This is a genomic window from Achromobacter sp. CSND-B12 (assembly GCF_052906545.1).
The window spans coordinates 3,855,228-3,877,841 of sequence record NZ_JBREGJ010000001.1 but is presented as its reverse complement, the minus strand read 5'-3'; the positions used below and the strand labels follow the sequence as shown (position 1 = coordinate 3,877,841).

Sequence of the window (22,614 nt, the reverse complement as noted above, 5' to 3'; positions counted from 1 at the left end):
ATCAACGGAGCGGCGCATCGGCGTCGGTCTCCGTCAGGCAGGGGTCTTCCGGGTCATCGGTGCCGACGCGCACGCGCGTCGGCCGGCCCAGGTTCTCGGCCAGCTGCTCGGCCAGCGGCCGCGCCAGAGTGGCCAGGCGTTCACGCGAGGTCTCGTTGGCGCAGACGAAATCGGCGACGACGCGTCCTTCCGCTTCGTAGACCGACACGCTCACGCCCGGCAACACCTCGTCTTTCAACTCCACGCGCACCTGGCGCCGGCCCTGGCTGCCGTCGGCCACCAGCAACTGCTCGGCGCCGCCCAGCAGGGCCTCGGCCAGTGCCCGGGACGGCGCGTCGGCGGGCACAACGGCCTGCGCGCCGGCGGCCCCGAACAGCGAAAACGGCGTGGGCGCCGCGGACGGCGCCGGGCTCGATTCGTCGCCGCCTTGCGCCATGGCCTGCTCGAATGCGCGCCGATCGGCGTCGCTGGCCTGGCGTCCGGACGTCTGGGCATCCGACTGGGCCAGGCCCGAGCCGTGGGTGATCGCGGTATCCAGGCCGATGCGGCGGTCGATGCTCATGCCGGCTCGTACTCCTCGTGCTGTTCCCAATCCTCGCGATCGCGGGACAGCGACGCGGCCTCTTCCATTTCCATGTCTTCCTTGTGCTCCAGCGCCTTCAGGTGCTCGGCCAGATGGAGGCTGGCCAGCTCCACGAACTTGCCCGTCAGGCGCACCGCCTGCTGGTGCTGATCGCGCCGCTCGGCCAGCGCCCGGGCCTCGTCGCCCAGGCGCTGCGCCGCCTGCTCCAAGGCCTGTTCTCGCTGGCGTTCGCCTTCGCGCAGGCCGGCCACGCCCTGCAGCACGTTCTCGATCTCCCGCACCCGCACCACGCGGCTGCACAGGTCGCGGTACATGGCGCGCTCGCGCCGCTCGGATTCGTCGCGGAAATCGGCCAGCGCCTGCTCCGACGCCAGGCGCGCGGCATCGGCCTCGGCGTGCCGCAGGCGCTGGCGCGACACCGCGATCTCGGCCTGGCCTTCGCGAAAGCGCTTGATCGCGAGCAGCTCGTCGAACACGCTCATGCCGCCCCCACGATGCCGGTCATCTGCGCCAGCGCCTCGGGCAGCGTGGCGCGTTCGTCGGTGCGCTGCCGCAGGAACTGGTTGATCGCGCCGATCTTGTCGATGGCCTCGTCGGTGACCGCGTCGCCGCCGCGCTTGTACTCGCCGATCTTGACCAGCAATTCGACTTCCTGGTACTTGGCCATCAGCTCGCGCAGCCGGCCGGCGGCGCGCTTGTGCTCCGGCGTGATGACCGCGTTCATGACGCGGCTGGCGGAGGCCAGCACGTCGATCGCCGGATAGTGATTGGCCGCGCCCAGCTTGCGCGACAGCACGATGTGGCCGTCGAGGATGGAGCGGGTCTCGTCGGCGATGGGCTCGGTCATGTCGTCGCCCTCCACCAGCACCGTGTACAGCGCGGTGATGGAGCCATGCTCGTTCATGCCGGCGCGCTCCATCAGCTTGGGCAGCGTGGCGAACACCGACGGCGGATAACCCCGCCGGGTCGGCGGCTCGCCGGCTGCCAGGCCGATTTCGCGTTGCGCCCGGGCGAACCGGGTCACGGAATCCATCAGGAACAGCACACGCTTGCCCTGGTCGCGGAAGTATTCGGCAATGGCGGTGGCTACATAAGCAGCCTTGGCCCGCTCCATCGACGACTTGTCGCTGGTGGCGCAGACGATCACGCTCTTGCGCCGGCCCTCGCGGCCCAGTTCGTGTTCCAGGAATTCCCGCACCTCGCGGCCGCGTTCGCCGATCAGGGCGACCACGGTCACGTCCACCGCCGCGCCCTTGACCAGCATGCCCATCAGCGTCGATTTGCCGCCGCCGGCGGCCGCGAAAATGCCCATGCGCTGGCCTTCGCCGCAGGTCAGCACGCTGTCCAGGGCGCGTACCCCCAGTTCCAGCGGCTGTGAAATGATGCGGCGCTTGAGCGGGTCCGGCGCCTCCGCGAACACGGGATAGAACTTGCTGGCCTCCAGCGGCCCGCGCTCGGCTTCGTCCAGCGGCCGGCCCAGCCCGTCCAGCACCCGGCCCAGCAGGCCCGGGCCGACGGGCACCATGTGGGCACGGCCGGTGGGGATGACTTCGGTGGCGGTGGAGATGCCATACATGTCGCCGATCGGCGTGAGCAGCGCCGCGTCGCGCGCGAATCCCACCACCTCGCCCTTCATCTCGAAATTCTCGCCCGGGTTGCGCAGGATGCAGACCTCGCCCACCTTCACCGACGGCACCACGGCCTTGATGATGGTGCCGATCACCTGCGTGACACGGCCCTTGATACGCAGCGTCGGCGTGTCCTGGAGCGCCAGCGCCATCATCTCGGAGATGTAGTCGAACTGACGCATGGCTATACGCGGCTGCCCAGGGTGCGCTGAAAGGCCTGGCGCAAGGCCTGGATCTGCCCTTCCAGACTGGCTTCGACCATGCCGATCTCGCTTTCCAGGATGCAGGAGCCACGCGCCAGCCGGCCATCGGCCAGGATGTCGAGATAGCCCACGCCGGGATAGGCCGCCAGCAGGTCGTTGATCTGTTCGCGCACCGTATCGACTTCCGCCGGATTCAGGCGCAGCGTCATCTGCTTCTGGTTGCGCACGACGGCCAGGGCATTGCGCACCACCACCATCACCTTCTCTCGATCGTCAAAGCCGTCGACCACCTTGCGCACCGCCGACATCACCAGCTCGACCATCTCGTTTTCGACGCCAGCGAAATAATCCACCGTGCGACCCACGGTCTCGATCATTTTCTCGGCCTGGTCCAGCAGCGCCGCCTCGTGGCCCTCATCGTAGCCGCGCTGGCGTTCCGCCTCGAAGGCCGCCTGGGTGCCGCTGATGATCGCGTCCGCCTGCGCCCGCGCATGCGCCAACAGCCGCTCCGCGTCGGCCCAGGCCAGCAGCTCGGCCGCCCGCAGCACGCGCGCGGCCGGATCGATGCGGCCCGCGGCGTCGGTGTCCGCGCTGCGCGGCGTCAGCGGATCGCGGGGAATGAGGAAAGCCATGTGGGATCCGTTTGCTTCAGGAGCGACAAGCCCAGCGTCAGGGCCTGCGGCGCCGGCAGGGGTGGCGCAGGCGTGGCCACGTCGGGCAGTTTCAATTCGGCGCGGCGCGCCAGTTCGGGGCCGGCGCCGCTCCAGGCGGCGCGCAGCGCACCCAGTCCCAGCGAGTCGATCGCGGCGGTGGTGTCGGCCACGGTCCAGGCGACGCTGTCGGCCAGGCCGCCATGCAGGCTGGCGGCGGTGCGGCGCGAGAACGCGAGCAGGTCCCCGCCCAGGTCGGCGATGAGCGCGCGCACCTCGTCGCCGGCGATGGCGCGGCGCAGGCGCGGGCCGCACAGCACCGCCCCCAACTGGCGCGCGCATCGCATCATCGCGTCCGGCGCCAGCAAGGCCAGCGCCAGCTCCGGATGGTCCGGATCGGTCACGGGGCGCTGCCGCAAGCCCAGCGTCTCGAGGATCTCGCGCGACCAGTGCCGGTGCCACGCCGGCGCCAGGGCGGGCGCGGCGGCCACCAGCGCCAATGCCGGGCGCGGCGCATACGCGGCGTGCCGGCTGGGATGCAGGGTGCGACTGGGCAGTTGGTTGAACTCGACCAACCTGCGATCCAGCAGCGTCGATGCCGCGACCATCGCTAGCGCGCCTCGGTCACGGGTTCGCGGCGCTCGGGCCGGACGCGGCCCGGCATGCCGTGGCGCCACAGCAGGTAGCCCAGGGCGCCAGCCAGGCACAGCACCAGCAGGACCAGCGCCGTCATCCAGGCTATCAGCGTGGCCGACGATCCCTCGCCGACCTCGATGCCCAGGACGTGACGGCTACCGCCGGCGACAGCCGATGCCGCCGCGGCCGGCTGCGCCGACACCAGGGCGATCGAGACCCGGTCTTCCGTCAGCCCCGGAATCGCGTGGGTGACCAGCTTGCGGATCTGCGGCTGCAACGCATCCAGGTTGTAGCCGGTCTGGTGCTTGATGAACACCGCGGCGGTGGACGGCGTGGTGTTCTCGCCCACGCCGCCACGCTCCGGCAAGACCACATGCACCCTGGCGGCCAGCACGCCATCCATCTGCGACAGCGTGTTGGTCAGCTCCTGCGACAGCGCATAAATGTAGCGGGCGCGTTCCTCCAGGGGCGACGACACCAGTCCTTCCTTGCGGAAAATCTGTCCCATGCCGTCGAAGCGTTCCCGCGGCAGGCCGCGGGAACGCAGGATGTCGAGCGCGCGGGCCACCTGCTGCCCGTCGACCGACACCGCCACGCCGGTCTTGGTGGTGGCCTTCTGCGCCGCTATCCCGGCATCCAGCAGCACCGACAGCACCTCGTTGGCCTCGCTCTCGTTGGCGGCGGAAAACAGCTCCACGCGGGCGCCGCAGGCGGCCAGGAGCAATGCCAGGCCCAGCAGCAGCCAGCGCAGGCGCGACAGCGGTCCGGCATGGGCGCGGCCATCGACGGCGAAAGAAGACGGCATTGGAACAGCTTGCATTAGGACATCCTGACGAGCGAATCGATGTTCTGGGTGGTGCGCGAGACGGCCTTTCCGACCAGTTCGTACTGCACCGACACCTGCACCAGGTCGGCCTGCAGCCGCAGCATGTCGGCGATGGCCGGCGCGGACGACATCGCGTCCAGGCGGCCCGAGATGTTCTGCCACTTCTCCGAATACTCCGTCGTGGTGCTGCGCAGGCTGGCCAGGATCTGGTTGCCGAGCGTGGCCGGGGCTGCGTCTACAGCGGGCGCGAAGGCGGTTTGCAGCGCGGCCTGCAGGCCGGTAAGCGCGGGCGTTCCGGCTTCGGGCGCAGCCATCAATTGGGCAAAGCGTTCCGTGACCAGTTCGGACGGCGTGGTCTTGACCGTGTCCAGCACGGGCGCCATTACGGCGGAAAGCGCGGTGATCTCCATGGTTCCCCTACCTAGATCTGTCGTCATTCAATTCGTTCTGCAATCCCAGCAGCGAACGCGCCAGTGCGGCGCCCTCGTCGCCCTCTCCGCCTTGCGCGCAGGCCCGCAACAGGCGCGTGCTTTCGGCTTTGCGGCCAGCCAGTTGCAGGGCCAGGCCGCGCCAGGCCGTCAACAGTGCGCGCTCGCCGGGCGCGCTGACCTCGCCCTGCTCAAGCAGCCGTACCGCCTCGTCCGCGCTATCCGCATTCAGCCGCGCCACAGCCAATCCCAGCCAGGGGTAAGCTCGGCCCGGCCGCAAGGCGCGCAACGCCAGGAAGATGGAATCGGCATGCGCCACGTCGCCGCGGCCGGCGGCCAGAAACCCTACTTCGGCCAGGATGCGGGCATCGTCCGCATCAAGCACAAAAGCCGTCTCATCCGAGACGGCCGTTGCGGTGCCTGCACCCCCCCTATCGATCATGGCGTTTGCGTCTCACGAGGAGACTCCTTTTCCGGTCAGTGCCAGCAGGCTTGCCGCCCGCGCCCCCAATTGGGCATAGCTGTCGTCACCCTGAGCGACGGCCATCACGAGCTGCAACGATTCTCGTGCTTCCTCGGCCTGCTCCAGAGCCAACTGGCACTCCGCCACGCGCAGCGTCGCCTCCGGCGCCAGCGGATACAGAACGCCGATCAATGAATGGATCCGGATCGCTTCTTCGTAGCGCGCCTGCATCTGCAGGCACAGGGCCAGGCCGGCCAGGTAATGCTTGCGGGTGGGGCCGTACTGCGACAGAAAGGCGAACAGCGGCAATGCCTGGGCATACTGGGCCTGCGCCACGTGCGCATAGGCCATGGCGTAGATCACTTCGAGTTGGTCGGCGGTGAGCCGCTGGCTGCCCGGCAATGCCGCCAAACCGTCATAAAGTTGCTGCCCGAAGGGGCTGCGCGACGCCGCGGATGAGAATTGGGACACTTGGTTTTCTCCGATATTGACGCCAGTCAGACCATGGCGCGCTTGCCGATATTGGCGGTGACCTGGCTCATGCTCTCGGCCGCCGCATTGATCATCTTGCTGACCATCTGCATCGACTCGTCCATGGCCTGCATCACACTCTTGATCTTCTCGCGGTCTTCCTCCATTGAGGCCTGCAGCTTGACCAACAGCGCCTCGAGCGCCTTCTTGTCGGCCAGCACCTTGTCGGCCGCCTCCTGCGCCTGCGCCGACTTGATGGTTTCGGCGCCGGTAATGACTTGACCCGCGCCCTTGGCCACCGCTGCCGCGCCCGAGGCCACCTGGCCGGCAGTCTTGACGCTGTCGGCCACGGTGCGCGCCGTTTGCGAGCCGACATTGGCGGCCGCGTTGGCCCCGGCCGATATCGCCCCGGCGCCGAACGAGGCCACCGCCATCACCACCCCGACCGTGATCGTCGCGGCAAGGCCGACCGCCATCGCGATATAGCCCGCGGTCTGCGGATCGGCCCCAGCGACCACCGCGATGGCGCCGGCCATCTTGCCCAGCGCGCCGGGTTCGATAAGGATTGCGCCAGTCATCAGCATCGAGGCGCCGGCGACGATATTGCCGATCTTCTCCGCCAGATCCGGCTCCACGCCAAAAGCCTGCAGCAACTTGCTCACAGCCTGGGTGATCAGATTGCTGATGCTGATTTCGGGGCCGCCACATTCTGCCGATATCTGATTGGCCAGCAGGCTGACCGCACCCGCCACCGCGATGGCCGCCAGCGTCACCATGACCGGACCCGCCGCACCGCCCGTGACGGCCGTGGCCGCCACCGCCGCCACCACCATCAGCGCCGCGGCGATTGCGGCCACGATGGCGCCGATCCAGCCGAAGATCTTGCCCAGGATGCCACCCTTTTCAGCTTCCTTGCTCTTCTGGATCCATTCGTCGACCTTGCGCGCCTGCTCCTCGTTGTTCTTGGCCTGCTCGATGCGGTTGTTTTCGATGTTTTCCTTGGCGCTGCGCAACTGCGCATCCTGTGTCTTGCCCTGCAGGGCCCGCAACAAGTCCACCATTTCGGCGGCCGAGAACTCGCGGCTCGGTGGTGTGATGGCAGGCTTGCCGTTGGCGTTGGTCACGCCGTCGCCGCCGCTGCGAGCTTGCGCGACGCTGGATGCCCACTGCGATGCCAGTGCGGCCAGGTCCAAGCCGCTGGCCGCACGCAGCACAGCCTCGGCCGCCGCGCCGGCGGCTCCAGCGCCGGACGCATCCGGCGTCGGCGTCAATCCGGCGTTGCCGGTCGAAGGGCGGATGTCCATGGTGTCGGCTCCTCTTGTGGCGGACTCAGAGGTTGCGGGCGATGCCGCGATTGGTCTCGCTACGGCTCTGCTCGATCGCACCGAGCTTTTCGCGGATGTCGCGGATGATGTCCATCATCTGCTGCATCATGTCATTGGCATGCTGCGCCCCCGACTCGGCCACCTTGGCCTGGGCCTCCAGCTGGGCCCTGACCGCGTCGGCCTCGCCCGCCTTGCGGTCGTAGGCCGCCTGGACGATGCCGCCGATTCCACCGGCCATGCCGCTCAAGCCCTGGCCGATGCCGGAGGAATTACTGGCAAAGCCATCCAGGCGCGCTTGCGTCACGGTTTGCTGCGCGGTCAGCGGGCTGGAGGTGGTGGTCATGCGGGCCGAGGCGCCCATGGCGGCCACGCCACCGGCACCGACGCCGGCCTGCATCACGCCGCCGACGATCTGGCTGATGCCCTGCGCGAGAGCGCCCTTGAAACGCTCCTCGGCCGCTTCCTTGATCTTGTCGGCCGCGGCCAGCAACGACTGCGTCTGCGCGTCCAACGACGCGGCGCGATCGGCACGGGCGGCATTGCGCTGTTCCTGCGAGATCTTCTGCAGCAACGCCATCACGGCGTACATATCGGTGTCGGCATTGCTCATCAGTTTGTTCAGTGCATCGGTGGCGCCGGCAAAGGCCCCGCTCACGGGTGGCGGCAGGCCCAGCGCGGCCAGCTTGTCGGCCCCGCCCCCCTTGCCAACGAACTGAGCGGCGTCCAGTGCGGTGTAACCGGGAACCGCCGACTTGGCGCCTTCGACGCCGGCCAGCGGATCGAGCAGCGTCGGGTTGATGGCGCCCGGGGTGTTAACGTTGATCATCTCAATTCTCCTTGGCGCCACGCGCCGCCAGCAGATCACGCAAGCCGCGCGCACGCTCGGCCAGCGCGGCGTGGCGATCCGGTTTGCACATGGCCAACGCCAGGTCGCACGATTGCAGGGCCGCGGCGGGTTGGCCCATTTCCAGCAGGCATTGCGCCGCATGGAACACGGGCGCCGGTTCTAGCGGATCGAGCAGCGTCGCGGCCATGTACTGCTGCAGCGCGTCGGCATGCTTGCCCATGGCCTGCGCGGTGGCGCCCAGAGCCATCAGATAGCGATGCTCCGTGTGGTCCAAAGTCACCAGATAGGCCAGCACCTTGAGGGCATCGGCGTAGCGCCCCTTTTCATACAAGCCGTAGCCCAGCGCGTAGAGCGCCTCGCATTCGTCGGCGGTCATACTCTTGAGCTGCCGCAGACTGCCGCCCCGGGCCATCTGATCGACGATCTGGTCGTGCAACGCTGCATACTCCGCGCCGGTCATCGGCGCCTGGGTGGCGGTATTCATGGCGGGCTCCCTGGCGTCAGGATCAGACCATCGTGCGCGGACGCTTGACAGGCGCGCCCGAGGCGCGCGGCGTGCTGCGCTGGCGGGCGTAGGCGGCTTCCTGCTCGACTTCGCGGTCGACCGCCTCCATGTCCTGACGGAACAGCGCCTCGGCCTGCTGGCGCTGGCGCTCGTCCATCGGCTGCGCCAGCAACGTGGCGCGCACCTTGTCCGGATCCAACCCGAACTTGCGCAGGTTGTCGTCGGATGATTCGAGGGACCGCTGGGCCTCGCGCACGGCGGCTTCGGCGCGTTCGATGAGGTCCTGAATGTTCTGATATTGGGTGTCGGCCATTGCCGTTCTCCGGATTGCGGGCAGGTGGGAGGGGCTCAGCGCATGTTGCCGATGATCGACGAACGGCTGTCCTGCATCTTCTTGATGAAGTTGGTCATAGTGTCGAAGGCTTCATTGCGCTTGTTCGACAGGCTCTGCAAGCGCAGCATGTCCATCTGCTGGCTATTGCTGGCGGAATCGAGCTTGCTCTTGAGATCCGGGATCGCCTTCTCCAGACCTTCGCGGGTCGGCATGCCGGTCACATTGGCGCCAACGACGTTACCCGCGGCATCCTTGATCGGGGTGGCCGTCACAGGCGCCGGATCCATGCCCAGCTTGAACGCCTGCGTGGCGTATTCGGTGGCCAGCGTCTTGTTGGTGGGCGTGCCAGCGCCTTCGCTTACCTTGTCCCCCGGCTTGGCGTCCTTGGACTCCAGCGTGGCCTTCATGCCGTTCAGCTTGGCCTGCATGTCGTTCAGCGCGCCGGTCAGCTCGTTGCGCTTCTGCACTTCCTCGATCTGACTTTTGAGCTGGCTGTCCAGCAGCTTGGTGCGCTCGCTCTGTACCATAATCAGGGCAGTCTCGATATCCATGCCGGAGATATCGGTTATGTTGATGGCGCCAACGCCGGCGGGGTTCATGTTCACGCTCATGAGAGAGACTCCTGGTCCGGGCGGATCGCCTGGTTTCGATGTTGCGGTTGACCGACTATGCAGCGTAAGTAACGGAATCCGGCGTCAGGTTCCACGAATCTTTTCGGAAATCGCCATCCGGCTGTCCTGCATCTTCCTGATGTAATTGGTCAGCATGTCGGCGGACTCGTTGCGGCGATTCATCAGTGCCTGCAACCGCAGCATCTGGTCCTGCTGCAGATTCGAAGCCTCATCGATCGCGCCCTGGACCCGGGTCACGGCCTTGCGCAATTCACCGTATTCCGAGTCGTAGCGAATGCCGCCAGGGCAGCGGTTAAGGGTTTGCCCGGGGTAGTCGGGCGCCATGAAGCCATCACGGCCGGCCATCCGGTCAACCAGTTGCGCGGCCAGCAACTGGCCCCGCAGGTCGCCCTTGTCGCGCCACTGTGCCAGCAGGTCGGCCTGCCCGGAGGGCAAATAGGCGCGGGCAAAGTCCTTCATGTCGCCCATGTGGCCGAACAGGCGCCAGGTATTGCTGTCGGCGGCGAAGCCCAGGTTGATGCCCGCCTCGGCCGCCGCCCGATTGATGCGGTCAGCCAAGCGGAAACTCCAGCCACCACTGGCGTCATCCCATTCCTTGTCGTACTTGGCGCTCGCATTGAACTGCGCCTGTACCGCTTTCAGGCCGGCCTGCACGATGTTGAGCAGCTCCAGGCGCCGGTTAAGCGCCCGCAATTCCCGGATCTGCGTCTCGATCTGCTTGTCGAGCAGGCGCCCACGCTCGCCCTGCACACTGAGCATCGCGGTGTCCTGGTCGGCGCCCACCAGGTCGGCGCCACGAACGCCACTGGAACTTTCCAGGCCCACGCCTCCCAGGCTGGGCTGACTGCCGTTGACCGGTCTGGCCATAATCCGCCCCCGTTTATTTCATCAGCGCATGTTGCCTATGATCGACGACCTGCTCTCCTGCATCTTCTTGATGAAGTTGGTCATCACGTCGAAGGCCTCGTTGCGCTTGCCGGTCAGCCCTTGCAGCCGCAACATTTCCATCTGCTGGGTATTGCTCAGGTTGTCGAGCGAGCTCTTGATCTCGTTGACCGCCTGTCTATTGGCATCGATGGCCTTGGCGTTGTTGGCGACCTGGGCCTCGAGCGCCGAAATCTTGGCGCCGAGCTGATCGACGAAACCCTGCACCACCCGTCCCTTCGCATCCATGGTCCCGTTGCGATCAACATCACGGGGCGCGTCGTCGCCAGTCGGGATCGTCAGTCCTGCCGCCTTGATCTGGTCCAGCGTGGCGTGCGAAAGCGCCTTGTCGTCACCCTGCCCCCAGGACAATCCGTACCATCCCTCGGGGTTGGGACACTTGCTGGCCGACAGCCGCCCCTGCAGGTCCTTGAGCTGATCGATCTGGCCCTGCAGCGTCACGTTGGACGATTCCAGCTTCAGGCTTTCAGCGTTCTTGGCGTTCATGGCCTCGTTCAGGCCGGCCATCTGCGCATTGCGCCCATTGACCGAATCGAGCTGCTGGCGCAAGGCGTCCTCCAGCATCTGCGAGCGCTGGGTCTGCACCGCCATCAGCGCGGTCTCCAGATCCATGCTGGCCAGATCCATGCTGGCCAGATCCATGCCCGCAACACCCCCTACTCCCATTCCGGAAACCGTAGACATTCCTTTCTCCTTGATCGCCCCTCCCGGTCACCACGCGGCAATCGGACGGCACGGGTTAACCCTGAAATTTCTCGCGGCTCATCCGGATTCCGGGGAATCCGCGGCCTGCCCTTGTACGTAACGGCCGCCGGACCTTGGTTCCATGCAAAGTAGATGGAACTTTTCCAGCCCAACCGTTACTACCCCTGACTGTGCGCGGCCTCCGGCCGCCTTTCCTCGCGCCCCCATGAACCGTATCGACGCCGGCCTGCCCGCCTCCGCCTTCTCATCCACGAGCTCGCATGCCGACGTCCAGCACGGCCAGCAGCAGGTCGGCACGATGCTGGGCCAGGCCGTCGTGACGGTGGAGGGCGAGATCTCGCTGGCGGATTCGGCCGAGGAACTCAGCCTGCACATGGCCGAGAAGACCGAGGACAAGCATCACGCCGAACGCAGGATTGGCCGGGACCCCGCGCAGCAGCTGCTCGGCGCCGAGGCGATCATGGCCTACCTGGCCGAATCGCATGACGCCGACGCCCAGGAAAAACTGGTGGAACTGGCCCGCCACCTGCTGACCGGCCAGACCGATCCGCGCCAGGGCGCCGCCCGGGCGTTCGGCGATGCGGCCCGCCAGTACCTGGGCCTGCAATACGCGCTGCGGCAAGGTGAACAGCAGGGCGCATCCGAAGAAATCCTGGACAGACTGCGCGAAGCCCTGGCCGATCTCGAACTGGAAAGCGGCCCGCAGATACGCGCCAGCCTGAACACCGTCGGGGCGGCGGCCGGCTATGCCGACGACGCGCGCGGCGTGGCTGATTTCCAGCGCACCTACCAGGATGTGGTGCTGGGGGAGGCCTCGCTGGCCAGAACCCTGTCGCTGGCGCTGGAACAATTCGGCGGCAAGGACGTGGGCCGCGGCCTGCAGCAACTGATCCAGGCCCTGGGCCAGGACCTGGCCGCCGCCCGCCCGTCCACCAGCCCCGACCGGCTGCAGGCCCTCATGCAGGACCTGTACCAGCTCGGCGTGGCGGTCACGGTGCTGGACGGCTGCGGCGAACTGGGCGAAAAAATGGCGCATGAACACGGCAAGCCGCTGGCGGCCGACCGCCTGATGCAGGATCTGGTCAATATCAGCAACGAGAAGTGGATTTCCGAATCCCGCTTCGCGGCGCTGGCCGCGAGCCACGGCGTCGACAGCGTGGCGGCGCGCATCGCATTCCTGGGCGGGGTGCGCGCCGTGCTCAAGGACCTGCCCGTGCCGATGTACCCGGACGCCGACGCGCGCCAATCCGTCCTGGGCGCGGCGCAACTGGCCCTGGATGCGGCCATCGACGAGGAATACGAATGAATGGCCTGGATGGCGCCCTGGGGGCATTCGGTGAAAGCATCGGCCTGGAGCGGCTGGAGCTGGGCGCGCGCGGCAACCTGGCCCTGCAACTGGATTCGGGACGCCGCCTTGCCATCGAGCCCATCGGCGACGAAGTGCTGGTCTATGTCTCGGAACCGGTGCCTTACGACGCCGCGCAGCGCCTGCAGCGCGCCTGGCGGCGGGCCCACCATTCGCGCCTGGAGGGCCTGGCGGTGCAGGCTGCCCTGCGCGACCAGGACGGTATCCCGCGGCTGCTGGCGCTGGCCCGGTTGCCCGCGGCACAGGCCGACGCGCCGGCGCTGCGGCGTACGGTGGAGCAGCTTGCGCGCTGGCTCGACGACACGCGCACCGACTGACCCACGACGGAGACCCCGAATCATGTCCGACATGCGCATCAACAGCTTTGCCTTCGACCGCGGCCTGGACGGCATCTCCTACGCCGGCCGCGAGGCGGCGGGCCAGCACCTGCCGGAACGCCAGGAACTGGCGCCTCCCGCGGACGGCGTCAAGGCGCAGCTGGCCCAGTTGCTCGACACGCCCAACATCGACCGCTACCTCGACAACCAGTTGCGCCCCACTGTGTCCAACCGCGACCTGCTGCTGCCGGGCAAGTTCGCGCAGGCCCTGCAATCGACGCTGGAAGGCCTGAGCGCCGCGGCCGAACAGGGCCCGGAGCGCAGCGCCGACGACGCCCGCGCGCTCAACCGCGCGGTGCGCCTGCTCAAGGACGAAGCTGGCCTGCGCGAACTGGTCGCCATGTATCGCAGCGCGCTGTACCAGGGATGAACACCTCCATGTCCTTGACGCCCGACGCCCGCGAACTGCTCAGCCTGCTCGCCTATGTCTATCTGGAAAACAACCGCCCGGAAAAGAGCGCGGTGCTGTTGAATGCGCTGCGCACACTGGGCCTGGCCGACAACCGCCAGCTCGCCACCCTGGCGCTGGCCCAACTGCGCGCCGGCAAATCCGAAGCCGCCCTGGCTACCCTCGACCTGTTGGCCATGCAGGGCGGCATCGACGCCTCGTTCCACCTGATCCGCTCGCAGGCCCTGCTGGCCCTGGAGCGGCGCGACGAGGCCGCCGCGGCCATGCGCGCCTACGTTGCCCTGCGCCCCGCCCCGGCGGCCGCGCCCACCGAAGCAGAAACGACTTGAGCCGCCCCATGCAAGCCCTGAACCGCGTCGTCGCCGCCGCCACCAGCCGCAACGATATCGTCCTGGCGGTCCTGATCGTCTCGATCATCTTCATGATGATCCTGCCGCTGCCCACGACGCTGGTCGACGTGCTGATCGGCGCCAACATGACGCTGTCGGCCATCCTGCTGATGGTGGCCATGTACCTGCCATCGCCGCTGGCGTTCTCGTCGTTCCCGTCGGTGCTGCTGGTCACCACGCTGTTCCGCCTGGGCATCTCGATCGCCACCACCCGCCTGATCCTGCTGCAGGGCGATGCCGGCCACATCATCGAGACCTTCGGCAACTTCGTGGTGGGCGGCAATCTCATTGTCGGCCTGGTGGTGTTCCTGATCCTCACCATCGTGCAATTCGTGGTCATCACCAAGGGCGCCGAGCGCGTGGCCGAAGTGGCGGCGCGCTTCTCTCTGGACGCCATGCCCGGCAAGCAGATGTCGATCGACGCCGACCTGCGCGCCGGCACCATCGACATGGACGAGGCGCGCAAGCGCCGCTCGGTGGTGGAAAAGGAAAGCCAGCTGTACGGCGCCATGGACGGCGCCATGAAATTCGTCAAGGGCGACGCCATCGCCGGACTCATCATCGTCGCGGTCAACCTGCTGGGCGGCATCCTCATCGGCACCATGCAGCGCGGCCTGTCCGCCGGCGAGGCGGTGCAGGTGTACTCGATCCTGACCATCGGCGACGGCCTGATCGCGCAAATCCCGGCGCTGTTCATCGCCATCTGCGCCGGCATCATCGTGACCCGGGTGCAGACCGGCGACGGCCCCTCCAACGTCGGCAAGGACATCGGCGCCCAGGTGCTGGCGCAACCGCGCGCGCTCTTGATCGCCGCCGCCATCGCGATCGGCATGGGCCTGATCCCGGGCATGCCGACCCTGACCTTCCTGGCGCTGGCCGCGGTGGTCGGCACCATCGGCTTCGTGCTGCTGCGCGGCACGCGCAAGGTGGTGGACGAGAAGACCGGCGAGATCACCGAAATCCCCGCCCTGGCGGCCGATGGCCAGAAGCCCCAGGCCAGGCCGCGCGCCGACGGCAGCGCCGAGTTCGCGCCCACCCTGCCGCTGATGATCGACGTGGCCGCCGCGCTGCAACGCAGCTTCGACGCCGACGAGCTCAACGAAGAACTGCTGAAGATCCGTCGCGCGCTCTATTTCGACCTGGGCGTGCCGTTCCCCGGCATCCAGCTGCGCTTCAACGACGCGCTGCCGGCGGACAGCTACAACATCCTGCTGTCCGAAGTGCCGGTCTCCCAGGGCAAGCTGCGGCCGGGCGCGGTGCTGGTGCGCGACACGGAACAGAACCTGCAGGCGCTGCAGGTGCCCTACGAAACCGACAAGCGCTTCCTGCCCAACGTCCCGACGCTCTGGGTCGACGCCGGCCTGGCGCCCACCTTGACGGCCGCCGGCATCCCGTTCCTGGACCCGCACCAGGTGCTGACCTGGCACCTGGCCTTCGTGCTGAAGAAATACTCGTCGGACTTCATCGGCATCCAGGAAACGCGCTTCCTGTTGACGGCCATGGAAGACCGCTTCCCCGACCTGGTCAAGGAAGCGCTGCGGGTGATGCCGGTGCAGAAGATCGCCGAGATCCTGCAGCGGCTGGTGTCCGAGGACATCTCGGTTCGCAACCTGCGCGCGGTGCTGGAAGCGCTGATCGAATGGGGCCAGAAGGAAAAGGACTCGGTGCTGCTGACCGAATACGTGCGCGTCTCTCTCAAGCGCCACATCAGCTACAAGTACTCCAGCGGCCAGAACATCCTGCCGGCCTACCTGCTGGCGCCCAACGTCGAAGAAACCGTGCGCGGCGCCATCCGCCAGACCTCGGCCGGCAGCTACCTGGCGCTCGACCCCAATGCCTCCAGGAAGCTGGTGGACAACATCAAGCGCGCCGCCGGCGATCTGGCCGCGGCCGCGCAAAAGCCAGTGCTGCTGACCTCGATGGACATCCGTCGCTACCTGCGCAAGATGATCGAGCAGGACCTGTACGAGTTGCCGGTGCTGTCCTACCAGGAGCTGACCCAGGAAATCAACGTGCAGCCGCTGGCCCGGGTGGATCTGTGAAGACACCCGCAACCGGAGCCCCCTCATGAGCGAAGCACTGGAACTGCGCGTGCTGTCCGGCCTGCATCGCGACGCCCGCTGCCTGGCCGCCGATGGCGCGGTGCTGGGCGCCGACCCGGCCTGCGACATCGTGCTGGCCGACGACGGCATGGGTCCGCGCGCCGCCCGCCTGCGCATCGGCGAGACCGGCTGGGACCTGGCGACCGATGACGGCGCGCCGGCCGATCCGGCCGGCGGCCAGCCGCGCACGCCATTCAACCGTCCCGTGCCGCTGGGTCCGGTCTGGATCACCGTCGCCCGCCGCGGCGACCCCTGGGCCCATCCGCCCGACGCCGCCAACGATGCGCTGGCCGGCGGCGCAGTGGTGGTGGCGGCCGCCGACGATGCGGCCGCGCCGTCCGTCGCTCCCGCGGCGGCGGCGCCCAACCCGGACGAAGAACGTCTGCTGGAGCGACGCCTGCCGCTGCCGCCGATACAAGGCCGACGTCGCAAACGCGACTCCTGGCCGGTGCTGCTCGGGCTGGCGGCCGTGGTGCTGACCGTCGTCGTCGCCATTTTCCTGGCATGGATGCCGCAGTCCACCGCCAGCCGCGCGCCGCAGGTCGATCCGCGCCTGGCCGCGGCGGAAAAATCCGTGGGGCAGATATCCGCGGTCTTCGAACGCATGGGGCTGGCCTCGCGGCTGCATGTCTCGATGGCGCGCGACGGCGTGGTGACGGTATCGGGCTGGGTGCGCAACGCCGCCGAGCAGCACGCCGTGGCGGCGGCGCTGTCGCAGATCTGGCCGATGCCGGCCATGCGCATCAGCAACGAGGACGCCGCGGTGCGCACCGCGAGCACGGCGCTGCGCGCCTTCAACGTGCGCTATGAGCCGCGCTACGAGGGCGACGGCCGCCTCATTGTGGCCGGCATCGCCAGCAGCGCGCGCGAGCGCGCCTCGGCGCTGGACGCGCTGCGGGCGCAGCTGCCCGGCATGACCGTGCTGGGCAACGATATCGCGCTGGCCCAGCAGGTGAGCGACACGCTCTCCAGCAGGCTGGTGGATGCCGGCCTTTCCGGCGTCACCCTGACCTGGAAACCCGATCACCTCGAAATCGCCGCCGGCGCGCTCGACGACGATCAACAGGCGCGCCTGCAGGAGGCGCTCGACGACTTCAACAAAAGCCATCTCGGCGTGGCCAGGCTGGCCGCCGCCAGCGCCACCGCGGCGGCCGACAGCGTGCCCTTCGTGATCCGCAGCGTGGTGGGCGGCGCCCAACCCTTTGTCGTGCTCGAAGACGGCAGCAAGCTGCTGGTGGGCGGCGTCTACCGCAAGTACCGTCTGGTGGCCGTGGAAAACACCCGCATCATCTTCGAAGGCCCGCGCACGGCCATCGTGACGCGCTGACCCCCTGAACCGCCCATTTCGCAACCATGAACGCACCGACCGCCCTGACCGAACTGGAACAACGCCTTGCCGCGCCCGGCGGCGCCGAGCTGCGCGCCACGTTGTCGCAACGGCTCGCCACGCTCGAACAGGCCGCCCGCGAGCGTCTGGACTCGGGCCTGGTGCCCGTCGCTTTCCAGCAATGCCAGGCGGTGGCGCAGGCCGCCGCCGCGGCGCGCGAGGTGCTGGCCGGCATGACGCTTGATTCAACGGCGCGCACCGCCGCGCCGCCTTCCCCCTTCTCTCGCTCGACCCGCTAGGAGACGCACCATGGCACTGAACGGATTGACCGGCTCGTCCGGCCTGAATTTCAACAGCGTGAACAACACGATCTACGACAGCATCCGCTCGCAGGAAAGCAACCTGCAGACGACCTTGTCGACCATGCGCACCAACGCCGACGGCAGCGTGTCCCAGGCGGACATGCTGAAGATGCAGCAGCAAGTGCAGCAATGGACCATGCTGATCGAAATCCAGAGCACGATCACCAAGCAGATCGCCGACTCGCTCAAGGGCGTGATCCAGAAAGCCAGCTGACCCGTCCGGCCGGCGCATGCCGGCCGCCGGCGCTATACCGACTGCCGCATGAATGTGGGGGTGCGCCGCGGCGCGTCCGGTTCGGCGCGCGCGCCGCGTTTTTCCCAGGCCTCGACCTGGTTGAGCAGCGCATCGATCGCCGCCAGCAGCGCCTGGGCGTTGCATTGTTCGCGCGGCACGCCCAGCTGCAGATGCATGCGGCCGTCCGGCGCCGCGCACGCCACCACGCCGCCGCCCGCCTGCAGGAAGTTGCCCTGCGCGGCCAACAGCGCCTGCGCCCCGTCCATCTTGCCGCCGCCCACCGCGCATGACAGCAGAATCTGGCCGCGCGCGCCGTGCGCCAGCAGTTGCACCAGGTGGCGGCCATCGAACGCCAGCTGGCACAGCCCGCCCTCGGCCGGCGCCAAGGCGGGAATGCCCAGCGCCTGGCCAAGTTCGGAAAGCGCCTGGGCGAAGTGGGAGTCTGACACGATGATGGAGGGCGATACCGGCGTCGTCTTGCGCGGCTGGCCGTAGGCACGAAATTGAAGAGCCGCCATTATGGCACCCGCATCGCGCGAATCCCAGCCCCGACTGGGAACCCGGAGAGGGTCCGCGGTTACTCAGGGAGTGATTTCCACTCGGCGAGCTCTTCATGGCGCAAAACTCCCTCTTCGACATCGCGCAAGCGGCCGCGCAATACACGCACGCGCATTTCCATTCCAACGACACGCAACAGCCCGCGCAGTGGGCCGCGCCGGTGGACGACCACCATCAGGTGGGCATGGCCCGCAATGCCTATGACGGCAGCGTAGTCCTCACGGCCTGGCGCCACGCCTTCAACGACGCCCCCGGCTTTGACGATCCGCAAGGCGAAGCGCTGCTGCGTCGCGGCTTCGATACACGGCTGGGCGCAGGCCTGATCGGCGGCATTTCCCCTGAACTCGGCCCGAGTCTCAGCATTGCGCTGTATTCGCCTTGCGATGCCCAGGCGCTGCATGACACCGCCGATGCGCTGCTGCGCGAACTCGATCGCCTCGAGCGACCGCTCGCGCACGACACATACTCCGCATCGGCGCTGCCGCGCGGGCCGCAAGGCGATGCGCGCCAGGCCGAGCACGACCTGGCGCGCCTGGCCCGGGCTTGCGGACTGGACGCCCTGCCCATCGGCGCGCGCCAGTTCGATCTGCTGTTCGACGACCTGCCCGGCCGCATCACGCTGCACCCATCCAACCGGTTGCTGCTGGCCGACTTCTTCCTGCACGACGCCGCCGCCCTGCAAGGCGCCCTGCGCCGCGCGGTCATCAAGAGCGCGCTGCTGATCAACCAGAACGCGTTGCGCGGCCACGCCTACGTGGTCGGCCTGGACAGCCGCCAGTTCATCACCGCGACCGGCCGTGTCGCGCTGACAAGCCTGGACGACGACACGTGGCCGCGCTGGCTGCAATACCAGGTGGCACAGGCGAGCGACACGCGCGCCCTGCTCCGCAACCTGGCGCTGGAAGACGCGCAGATCGCGTATGGCACGGCGGCCGCCGTGGCCGGCACGACCACACCGGGAGCCCTGGCATGAACGGAATTTCCAGCGCCATCCAGAACAGCGCCGCCGCCTCCGTCTGGCAGCCGCCCGCGCAACAACCCGCATCACTGCTGGGCCAGCTGAAAGGCCTGTTCGTCACCCCCGACAGCAACGCCGCGCATGTGGACTCGGCCAGGCAGTCCTTCGAGCAGTACTTCCTGCGCGAGACCAGCGCGCTTGCCGACATGATGGGCGCCAAGGGTATCGAGGGCTTTGCCAGCGACGTGCAGACCCGTTTCGATTCCATCGTCCAGCGCACCTTCGATGCCCTTGCGCGCAAGGACGACGGCTCCGTCGCCGGCAAGGATTTCGCCAACGCCATGAAGTCCGCCGGCAAGCAGGCCGTCATGGCCCTGGACCGGCTCAAGGTCGACGCCGCCCGCGCCGAACTGCTGTCCAATCTGGGCCCGGTCGATACCCGCCCGCAGATCATTCCACGCGGCGACAAGTTCGTGGTCATCCGTCCCGCGCCCCAGCTGGAGAACATGGTGCTGCGAGGCGGCGGCGCCAAGGGGATCGGCTACAGCGCCGGGCTGGACCAGCTGGAGAAAGCCGGCATGCTGGCGGGTATCAAGCACCTGGCGGGCTCCTCGGCGGGCGCGCTGACTGCCACCTGCCTGGCGGCCGGCCTGAGCGCGGCGCAATTCGAGAAAGGCCCGGCCGACGCATTGTTTCGCCCCGGCATGCTGGATGCGCTCAAGGGTGGCGCCGACGCCGCGCGCATCTATCCCGGCGTGCGGATGGAAGGCGGCCTGGCGCCCGCCTTCGCGTCGCTGAAGGTGATCGATCAGACCACGGCCCAAAGCGTGCGCAGCTATCTGACGGAACACTGGAACACCCCGGCATTCCAGGACAGATTGGTGGCCCTGGCGGACCAGGGGCGGCTGGACGACCGGCAACTCGCCCGTCTTTCCCTTTTGCAGCAAACGCCCGATTTCGATCAGCCGCACGAGGACAACATGGTCACGTTCGGCGACCTGAAATTGCTGAACCAGCTGGCGCCTGAAAAATTCAAACAGTTGACGCTGACCGGCTGGGGCAAGACCCCGCCCGGCGAAACGTACTTCGACGCCGACACCCATCCGGACATGCCGGTGGCGTATGCCGCGCGCATCTCGATGGCGTTCCCGATCGCATTCAAGGCCGTGTCGATCGAAACCGCGGAGGGCGGCAGGAAGGTCTATGCCGATGGCGGCATCGGCAGCAACATGCCTTCCGAGGTGTTCACCCGGCCCGTCAACGCCCACGGCGTTCGGGTCCCGCTGGCCGGCCCGGAGATGGCGCAGGCCCGCGCCCGTACCCTGCTGCTGACCTTCGACGAGAACGGCAAGGCCTACCAGATCATGCACGGCGGACCGCCGCAGCGGCCGGCGCCGGGCGCGCTGGGCAAGATCACCTCGTTTTTCGTCAACCTGGTCACCGGCCATCCCAACCAGGCGGACGCGGATCTCGCCGACCAGCGCAAGGTGTGGGCGGCCGGTCCTAATGCGCTGCCGGTGTTCCATGGCGGCATCGGCACGCTGACCTCGAACATCAGCGACCAGACCCAGCACCAGGCCCATATGCTGTCGGCCTGGAAATCGCTGGAGCAGATCGACGCCCGCACCCAGCAAGCCTACTCGATGGAATGCGGCAGCCTGGAGGAACTGGCGGGGCTGTTGACCGACGATGAAAAGCAGGCGTTGCGCACGGGCGCCGCACCGGATGGCTTGCAGCGTCAGTTGCTGGCGCTGCTGGACCGGACGCCGGGACTGGACCCCATGCTGCTGCGCGTCTGAAGCGCGCCGTCCGCAAGCAGCGGGCGGCCCGTGCAAGGCCTGCCCGCCGTCTGCCGCTTACAGCGGCACCACGGCCCGCGCGCGGCAGATCGCCGCCAACCGGTTGGGGTCGCCTTCCAGCTCGCGCCACAGGCGCAGCATGCGGTCGGCGCCGGTGCTGCACGCGTCCACCGCATAGCGGGCATAGGCCAGCCAAGGGCGCTCGTGCCGCGCCAACCCGCCCTCGGCCACCGCCAGCACCTCGCCCGCCAAGGCCCGCACGGCGGGATCGTGCAGCGCGTCGCGCATGGCATCGGCGCGCATCGCGCGCAATCGCAACCAACCCCACGAACGCAGCAAGTCTTCCGCCTGCGACAGGTTGCGCATCAGGCCCAGCTGCAACGCGGAGGGCGCCATCACCAGCGTGGCCGCCACCGACGCCCCCGCCTCCCGCAGCAACTGCGCGTCGGCAAACCCGGCGCCCGGCGCCCGGCCTTCGATATAACCGATGGCGCCCAGGCCCGCGTACAGGTCCTCGATACCGCCCGGCCGCCGCCAGGCCTCGCGCAGCGCTTCCAGCGGCGGCGGCGTTGCCAGCCGGTAGCGCCAGCGCGCATCCAGGAAATGCGCGAACTGCGAATACTCGAAATGGCCGCCCTGTGGCGTCATGGTCACCGTTTCACCGGTGTCCGAACGCCGGCCCGGCCAGCCATCCGACGCCAGGAAGGCCGACAGCGACGGCGCGCCGTGCAGATACACACCAGCGGCGGACTTGTAGCCCTCGTCCACGGCCAAGGGCAGGCAACGGCTCGCCGTGCCGGGCGCGAACATCCAGCGGAAGTAATCACCCAGGTCCACGAACGGCCTTTCGGGCAGCCGCTGCAGGTAGTAATCACCGGCATAGCGCGAATGGCGGAACATGCGGTCCCAAACGGTCAGCCGGTTTTCCTTCAGGCCGGTCACGCGCCCCTGCGCGAGCGGACTGTTGGCGAAGATCGCGATGCTGGCCGGCGCCAGCGCCAGCACCACGTTCAGCGCGCGCGCCGCCTGCGACACGTCCACCGAGGTGCAGGGACTGTTCTGGGCCTTGGCGTCGATGCCCACGCGGTGCAGCCATTCGCGGTGGCCGACCAGTTCGTGATAGATCGGCCGCGGCACGTGCACCGCCGCGTACCACTGCGGATCCAGCGTGCAATCCGGATGTTCCGACACATTCAACAGCACCGCGCCTTCCGCTTGCAGCGCGGCGCAGGCATCGCGCAGCTCGCGCGTGATGCGCCGCGCCAGTTCGGCCAATCCGCCTTCCTGCTCGGACACCGGGGCGAACGCGGTTTCCAGCAGGTTGAAGCCGTTGTCCAGCCCGCTCTCGCCCGCCGCCACCGACACGCCCACCGCCCGCTCGCCAATGCGCGACAGGTCCGGCGCTTCGCCGCGCGCGGCCTTGATCGCGGCGAGCGCTTCGAAGTAGCCGGCCACCGGGTGGCTGGCGCCGGTATCGTGCCGCGCCACCGCCATTTCCATCTCCAACCCCAGCGTGCGTCCGGCGAGCGGCGTCATCGCGCCGCTCCGCCC

The 22,614-nt window shown here is 68.1% G+C and carries 28 protein-coding genes; 10 read left to right on the top strand and 18 right to left on the bottom strand.

The genetic code is table 11. The annotated features are described in order from the left end of the window. Window position 1 precedes the first annotated feature (1 nt). The 16 genes from ACUTAG_RS18215 to ACUTAG_RS18140 all read right to left on the bottom strand — a co-directional run bounded on the left by ACUTAG_RS18215 (window position 2) and on the right by ACUTAG_RS18140 (window position 11,160). Window positions 2-562: a hypothetical protein gene (locus ACUTAG_RS18215; RefSeq protein ID WP_020925209.1), complete on the bottom strand. Its 561-nt coding sequence runs from the start codon at window positions 560-562 to the stop codon at window positions 2-4. Continuing rightward, complete coding sequence (locus ACUTAG_RS18210; protein ID WP_148317546.1) at window positions 559-1,065, bottom strand: type III secretion protein; 507 nt, start codon at window positions 1,063-1,065, stop codon at window positions 559-561. The genes ACUTAG_RS18215 and ACUTAG_RS18210 overlap by 4 nt, the downstream gene beginning before the upstream one ends. Next, on the bottom strand, window positions 1,062-2,393 hold the full coding sequence (sctN, locus tag ACUTAG_RS18205) for a type III secretion system ATPase SctN (RefSeq protein WP_020925211.1): 1,332 nt from the start codon (window positions 2,391-2,393) through the stop codon (window positions 1,062-1,064). The genes ACUTAG_RS18210 and sctN overlap by 4 nt, the downstream gene beginning before the upstream one ends. 2 nt (window positions 2,394-2,395) lie before the next feature. Then, on the bottom strand, window positions 2,396-3,046 hold the full coding sequence (locus tag ACUTAG_RS18200) for an HrpE/YscL family type III secretion apparatus protein (protein ID WP_054448756.1): 651 nt from the start codon (window positions 3,044-3,046) through the stop codon (window positions 2,396-2,398). Beyond that, on the bottom strand, window positions 3,016-3,672 hold the full coding sequence (locus tag ACUTAG_RS18195; RefSeq protein WP_054448755.1) for a SctK family type III secretion system sorting platform protein: 657 nt from the start codon (window positions 3,670-3,672) through the stop codon (window positions 3,016-3,018). Before ACUTAG_RS18195 ends, ACUTAG_RS18200 begins: the two co-directional genes overlap by 31 nt. A gap of 2 nt (window positions 3,673-3,674) precedes the next feature. After that, window positions 3,675-4,520 carry a type III secretion system inner membrane ring lipoprotein SctJ gene (gene sctJ / locus ACUTAG_RS18190; RefSeq protein ID WP_240294559.1) on the bottom strand — a complete coding sequence of 282 codons (846 nt, stop codon included), beginning with the start codon at window positions 4,518-4,520 and terminating at the stop codon, window positions 3,675-3,677. Further along, entirely contained in the window at window positions 4,520-4,963 is a 444-nt protein-coding gene (sctI, locus tag ACUTAG_RS18185; protein WP_223821552.1) for a type III secretion system inner rod subunit SctI, read from the bottom strand. The genes sctJ and sctI overlap by 1 nt, the downstream gene beginning before the upstream one ends. After that, on the bottom strand, window positions 4,944-5,339 hold the full coding sequence (locus ACUTAG_RS18180) for a hypothetical protein (protein WP_227740002.1): 396 nt from the start codon (window positions 5,337-5,339) through the stop codon (window positions 4,944-4,946). Before ACUTAG_RS18180 ends, sctI begins: the two co-directional genes overlap by 20 nt. Window positions 5,340-5,408: 69 nt before the next feature. Then, window positions 5,409-5,888 (bottom strand): SycD/LcrH family type III secretion system chaperone, encoded by a 480-nt coding sequence (locus tag ACUTAG_RS18175; RefSeq protein WP_269474960.1) that lies wholly within the window; start codon window positions 5,886-5,888, stop codon window positions 5,409-5,411. Between the two features lie 26 nt (window positions 5,889-5,914). Then, window positions 5,915-7,192: a type III secretion system translocon subunit SctE gene (gene sctE / locus ACUTAG_RS18170; RefSeq protein WP_110059815.1), complete on the bottom strand. Its 1,278-nt coding sequence runs from the start codon at window positions 7,190-7,192 to the stop codon at window positions 5,915-5,917. Window positions 7,193-7,217: 25 nt separating this feature from the next. After that, entirely contained in the window at window positions 7,218-8,039 is an 822-nt protein-coding gene (gene sctB / locus ACUTAG_RS18165; RefSeq protein WP_054446620.1) for a type III secretion system translocon subunit SctB, read from the bottom strand. Between the two features lies 1 nt (window position 8,040). Next, window positions 8,041-8,544 (bottom strand): SycD/LcrH family type III secretion system chaperone, encoded by a 504-nt coding sequence (locus ACUTAG_RS18160; protein WP_053074847.1) that lies wholly within the window; start codon window positions 8,542-8,544, stop codon window positions 8,041-8,043. Between the two features lie 22 nt (window positions 8,545-8,566). Beyond that, entirely contained in the window at window positions 8,567-8,878 is a 312-nt protein-coding gene (locus ACUTAG_RS18155; protein ID WP_047993381.1) for a hypothetical protein, read from the bottom strand. 35 nt (window positions 8,879-8,913) lie between these two features. Beyond that, window positions 8,914-9,510 carry a hypothetical protein gene (locus ACUTAG_RS18150; protein WP_047993380.1) on the bottom strand — a complete coding sequence of 199 codons (597 nt, stop codon included), beginning with the start codon at window positions 9,508-9,510 and terminating at the stop codon, window positions 8,914-8,916. Window positions 9,511-9,594: 84 nt separating this feature from the next. Continuing rightward, window positions 9,595-10,314 carry a hypothetical protein gene (locus tag ACUTAG_RS18145; RefSeq protein ID WP_070780654.1) on the bottom strand — a complete coding sequence of 240 codons (720 nt, stop codon included), beginning with the start codon at window positions 10,312-10,314 and terminating at the stop codon, window positions 9,595-9,597. A 105-nt stretch (window positions 10,315-10,419) separates the two neighbouring features. Then, complete coding sequence (locus ACUTAG_RS18140) at window positions 10,420-11,160, bottom strand: hypothetical protein (protein ID WP_242610385.1); 741 nt, start codon at window positions 11,158-11,160, stop codon at window positions 10,420-10,422. 226 nt (window positions 11,161-11,386) lie between these two features. Here ACUTAG_RS18140 and sctW point away from each other — a divergent pair, with 226 nt between their 5' ends. Genes sctW through ACUTAG_RS18100 form a run of 8 tightly spaced genes read left to right on the top strand, consistent with a single transcriptional unit; the run spans window position 11,387 to window position 17,727 of the window. After that, window positions 11,387-12,487 (top strand): type III secretion system gatekeeper subunit SctW, encoded by a 1,101-nt coding sequence (gene sctW, locus ACUTAG_RS18135; RefSeq protein ID WP_148317549.1) that lies wholly within the window; start codon window positions 11,387-11,389, stop codon window positions 12,485-12,487. Beyond that, window positions 12,484-12,864 carry a hypothetical protein gene (locus ACUTAG_RS18130; protein WP_148317551.1) on the top strand — a complete coding sequence of 127 codons (381 nt, stop codon included), beginning with the start codon at window positions 12,484-12,486 and terminating at the stop codon, window positions 12,862-12,864. Before sctW ends, ACUTAG_RS18130 begins: the two co-directional genes overlap by 4 nt. A gap of 22 nt (window positions 12,865-12,886) precedes the next feature. Beyond that, the gene (locus tag ACUTAG_RS18125) at window positions 12,887-13,294 is read left to right on the top strand and encodes a type III secretion apparatus assembly protein SctX (protein WP_020925226.1); all 408 of its coding nucleotides are present in this window, start codon (window positions 12,887-12,889) and stop codon (window positions 13,292-13,294) included. An 8-nt stretch (window positions 13,295-13,302) separates the two neighbouring features. Further along, window positions 13,303-13,662 (top strand): type III secretion apparatus assembly chaperone SctY, encoded by a 360-nt coding sequence (locus tag ACUTAG_RS18120; RefSeq protein WP_020925227.1) that lies wholly within the window; start codon window positions 13,303-13,305, stop codon window positions 13,660-13,662. Between the two features lie 8 nt (window positions 13,663-13,670). Beyond that, a complete protein-coding gene (gene sctV / locus ACUTAG_RS18115) occupies window positions 13,671-15,764 on the top strand; it encodes a type III secretion system export apparatus subunit SctV (RefSeq protein WP_070780657.1) in 2,094 nt (697 codons plus the stop codon). 25 nt (window positions 15,765-15,789) lie between these two features. Next, window positions 15,790-17,151: a type III secretion system inner membrane ring subunit SctD gene (sctD, locus tag ACUTAG_RS18110; protein ID WP_148317553.1), complete on the top strand. Its 1,362-nt coding sequence runs from the start codon at window positions 15,790-15,792 to the stop codon at window positions 17,149-17,151. A gap of 26 nt (window positions 17,152-17,177) precedes the next feature. Further along, window positions 17,178-17,450: an EscE/YscE/SsaE family type III secretion system needle protein co-chaperone gene (locus ACUTAG_RS18105; RefSeq protein ID WP_020925230.1), complete on the top strand. Its 273-nt coding sequence runs from the start codon at window positions 17,178-17,180 to the stop codon at window positions 17,448-17,450. Between the two features lie 10 nt (window positions 17,451-17,460). Continuing rightward, window positions 17,461-17,727 carry an EscF/YscF/HrpA family type III secretion system needle major subunit gene (locus tag ACUTAG_RS18100; RefSeq protein WP_020925231.1) on the top strand — a complete coding sequence of 89 codons (267 nt, stop codon included), beginning with the start codon at window positions 17,461-17,463 and terminating at the stop codon, window positions 17,725-17,727. A gap of 32 nt (window positions 17,728-17,759) precedes the next feature. Here ACUTAG_RS18100 and ACUTAG_RS18095 read toward each other — a convergent pair whose 3' ends face one another. Further along, window positions 17,760-18,266, bottom strand: coding sequence for a CesT family type III secretion system chaperone (locus tag ACUTAG_RS18095; RefSeq protein WP_020925232.1), 507 nt, complete (start codon window positions 18,264-18,266; stop codon window positions 17,760-17,762). Between the two features lie 95 nt (window positions 18,267-18,361). Here ACUTAG_RS18095 and ACUTAG_RS18090 point away from each other — a divergent pair, with 95 nt between their 5' ends. Continuing rightward, entirely contained in the window at window positions 18,362-19,279 is a 918-nt protein-coding gene (locus tag ACUTAG_RS18090; RefSeq protein WP_148317555.1) for a hypothetical protein, read from the top strand. Continuing rightward, a complete protein-coding gene (locus ACUTAG_RS18085; RefSeq protein ID WP_054506170.1) occupies window positions 19,276-21,063 on the top strand; it encodes a patatin-like phospholipase family protein in 1,788 nt (595 codons plus the stop codon). The genes ACUTAG_RS18090 and ACUTAG_RS18085 overlap by 4 nt, the downstream gene beginning before the upstream one ends. A gap of 57 nt (window positions 21,064-21,120) precedes the next feature. Here ACUTAG_RS18085 and ACUTAG_RS18080 read toward each other — a convergent pair whose 3' ends face one another. Beyond that, window positions 21,121-22,599 (bottom strand): glutamate-cysteine ligase family protein, encoded by a 1,479-nt coding sequence (locus ACUTAG_RS18080; RefSeq protein WP_047993373.1) that lies wholly within the window; start codon window positions 22,597-22,599, stop codon window positions 21,121-21,123. Between the last annotated feature and the right edge of the window lie 15 nt (window positions 22,600-22,614).

Excerpts from the sequence above, each read along its gene's own strand:
- ACUTAG_RS18215 (WP_020925209.1), bottom strand. The coding sequence starts at position 562 with ATGAGCATCGACCGCCGCATCGGCCTGGATACCGCGATCACCCACGGC.
- ACUTAG_RS18210 (WP_148317546.1), bottom strand. The coding sequence starts at position 1,065 with ATGAGCGTGTTCGACGAGCTGCTCGCGATCAAGCGCTTTCGCGAAGGC.
- sctN (WP_020925211.1), bottom strand. The coding sequence starts at position 2,393 with ATGCGTCAGTTCGACTACATCTCCGAGATGATGGCGCTGGCGCTCCAG.
- ACUTAG_RS18200 (WP_054448756.1), bottom strand. The coding sequence starts at position 3,046 with ATGGCTTTCCTCATTCCCCGCGATCCGCTGACGCCGCGCAGCGCGGAC.
- ACUTAG_RS18195 (WP_054448755.1), bottom strand. The coding sequence starts at position 3,672 with ATGGTCGCGGCATCGACGCTGCTGGATCGCAGGTTGGTCGAGTTCAAC.
- sctJ (WP_240294559.1), bottom strand. The coding sequence starts at position 4,520 with ATGCAAGCTGTTCCAATGCCGTCTTCTTTCGCCGTCGATGGCCGCGCC.
- sctI (WP_223821552.1), bottom strand. The coding sequence starts at position 4,963 with ATGACGACAGATCTAGGTAGGGGAACCATGGAGATCACCGCGCTTTCC.
- sctE (WP_110059815.1), bottom strand. The coding sequence starts at position 7,192 with ATGGACATCCGCCCTTCGACCGGCAACGCCGGATTGACGCCGACGCCG.
- sctB (WP_054446620.1), bottom strand. The coding sequence starts at position 8,039 with ATGATCAACGTTAACACCCCGGGCGCCATCAACCCGACGCTGCTCGAT.
- ACUTAG_RS18160 (WP_053074847.1), bottom strand. The coding sequence starts at position 8,544 with ATGAATACCGCCACCCAGGCGCCGATGACCGGCGCGGAGTATGCAGCG.
- ACUTAG_RS18155 (WP_047993381.1), bottom strand. The coding sequence starts at position 8,878 with ATGGCCGACACCCAATATCAGAACATTCAGGACCTCATCGAACGCGCC.
- ACUTAG_RS18150 (WP_047993380.1), bottom strand. The coding sequence starts at position 9,510 with ATGAGCGTGAACATGAACCCCGCCGGCGTTGGCGCCATCAACATAACC.
- ACUTAG_RS18140 (WP_242610385.1), bottom strand. The coding sequence starts at position 11,160 with ATGTCTACGGTTTCCGGAATGGGAGTAGGGGGTGTTGCGGGCATGGAT.
- sctW (WP_148317549.1), top strand. The coding sequence starts at position 11,387 with ATGAACCGTATCGACGCCGGCCTGCCCGCCTCCGCCTTCTCATCCACG.
- ACUTAG_RS18130 (WP_148317551.1), top strand. The coding sequence starts at position 12,484 with ATGAATGGCCTGGATGGCGCCCTGGGGGCATTCGGTGAAAGCATCGGC.
- ACUTAG_RS18125 (WP_020925226.1), top strand. The coding sequence starts at position 12,887 with ATGTCCGACATGCGCATCAACAGCTTTGCCTTCGACCGCGGCCTGGAC.
- ACUTAG_RS18120 (WP_020925227.1), top strand. The coding sequence starts at position 13,303 with ATGTCCTTGACGCCCGACGCCCGCGAACTGCTCAGCCTGCTCGCCTAT.
- sctV (WP_070780657.1), top strand. The coding sequence starts at position 13,671 with ATGCAAGCCCTGAACCGCGTCGTCGCCGCCGCCACCAGCCGCAACGAT.
- sctD (WP_148317553.1), top strand. The coding sequence starts at position 15,790 with ATGAGCGAAGCACTGGAACTGCGCGTGCTGTCCGGCCTGCATCGCGAC.
- ACUTAG_RS18105 (WP_020925230.1), top strand. The coding sequence starts at position 17,178 with ATGAACGCACCGACCGCCCTGACCGAACTGGAACAACGCCTTGCCGCG.
- ACUTAG_RS18100 (WP_020925231.1), top strand. The coding sequence starts at position 17,461 with ATGGCACTGAACGGATTGACCGGCTCGTCCGGCCTGAATTTCAACAGC.
- ACUTAG_RS18095 (WP_020925232.1), bottom strand. The coding sequence starts at position 18,266 with ATGGCGGCTCTTCAATTTCGTGCCTACGGCCAGCCGCGCAAGACGACG.
- ACUTAG_RS18090 (WP_148317555.1), top strand. The coding sequence starts at position 18,362 with ATGGCGCAAAACTCCCTCTTCGACATCGCGCAAGCGGCCGCGCAATAC.
- ACUTAG_RS18085 (WP_054506170.1), top strand. The coding sequence starts at position 19,276 with ATGAACGGAATTTCCAGCGCCATCCAGAACAGCGCCGCCGCCTCCGTC.
- ACUTAG_RS18080 (WP_047993373.1), bottom strand. The coding sequence starts at position 22,599 with ATGACGCCGCTCGCCGGACGCACGCTGGGGTTGGAGATGGAAATGGCG.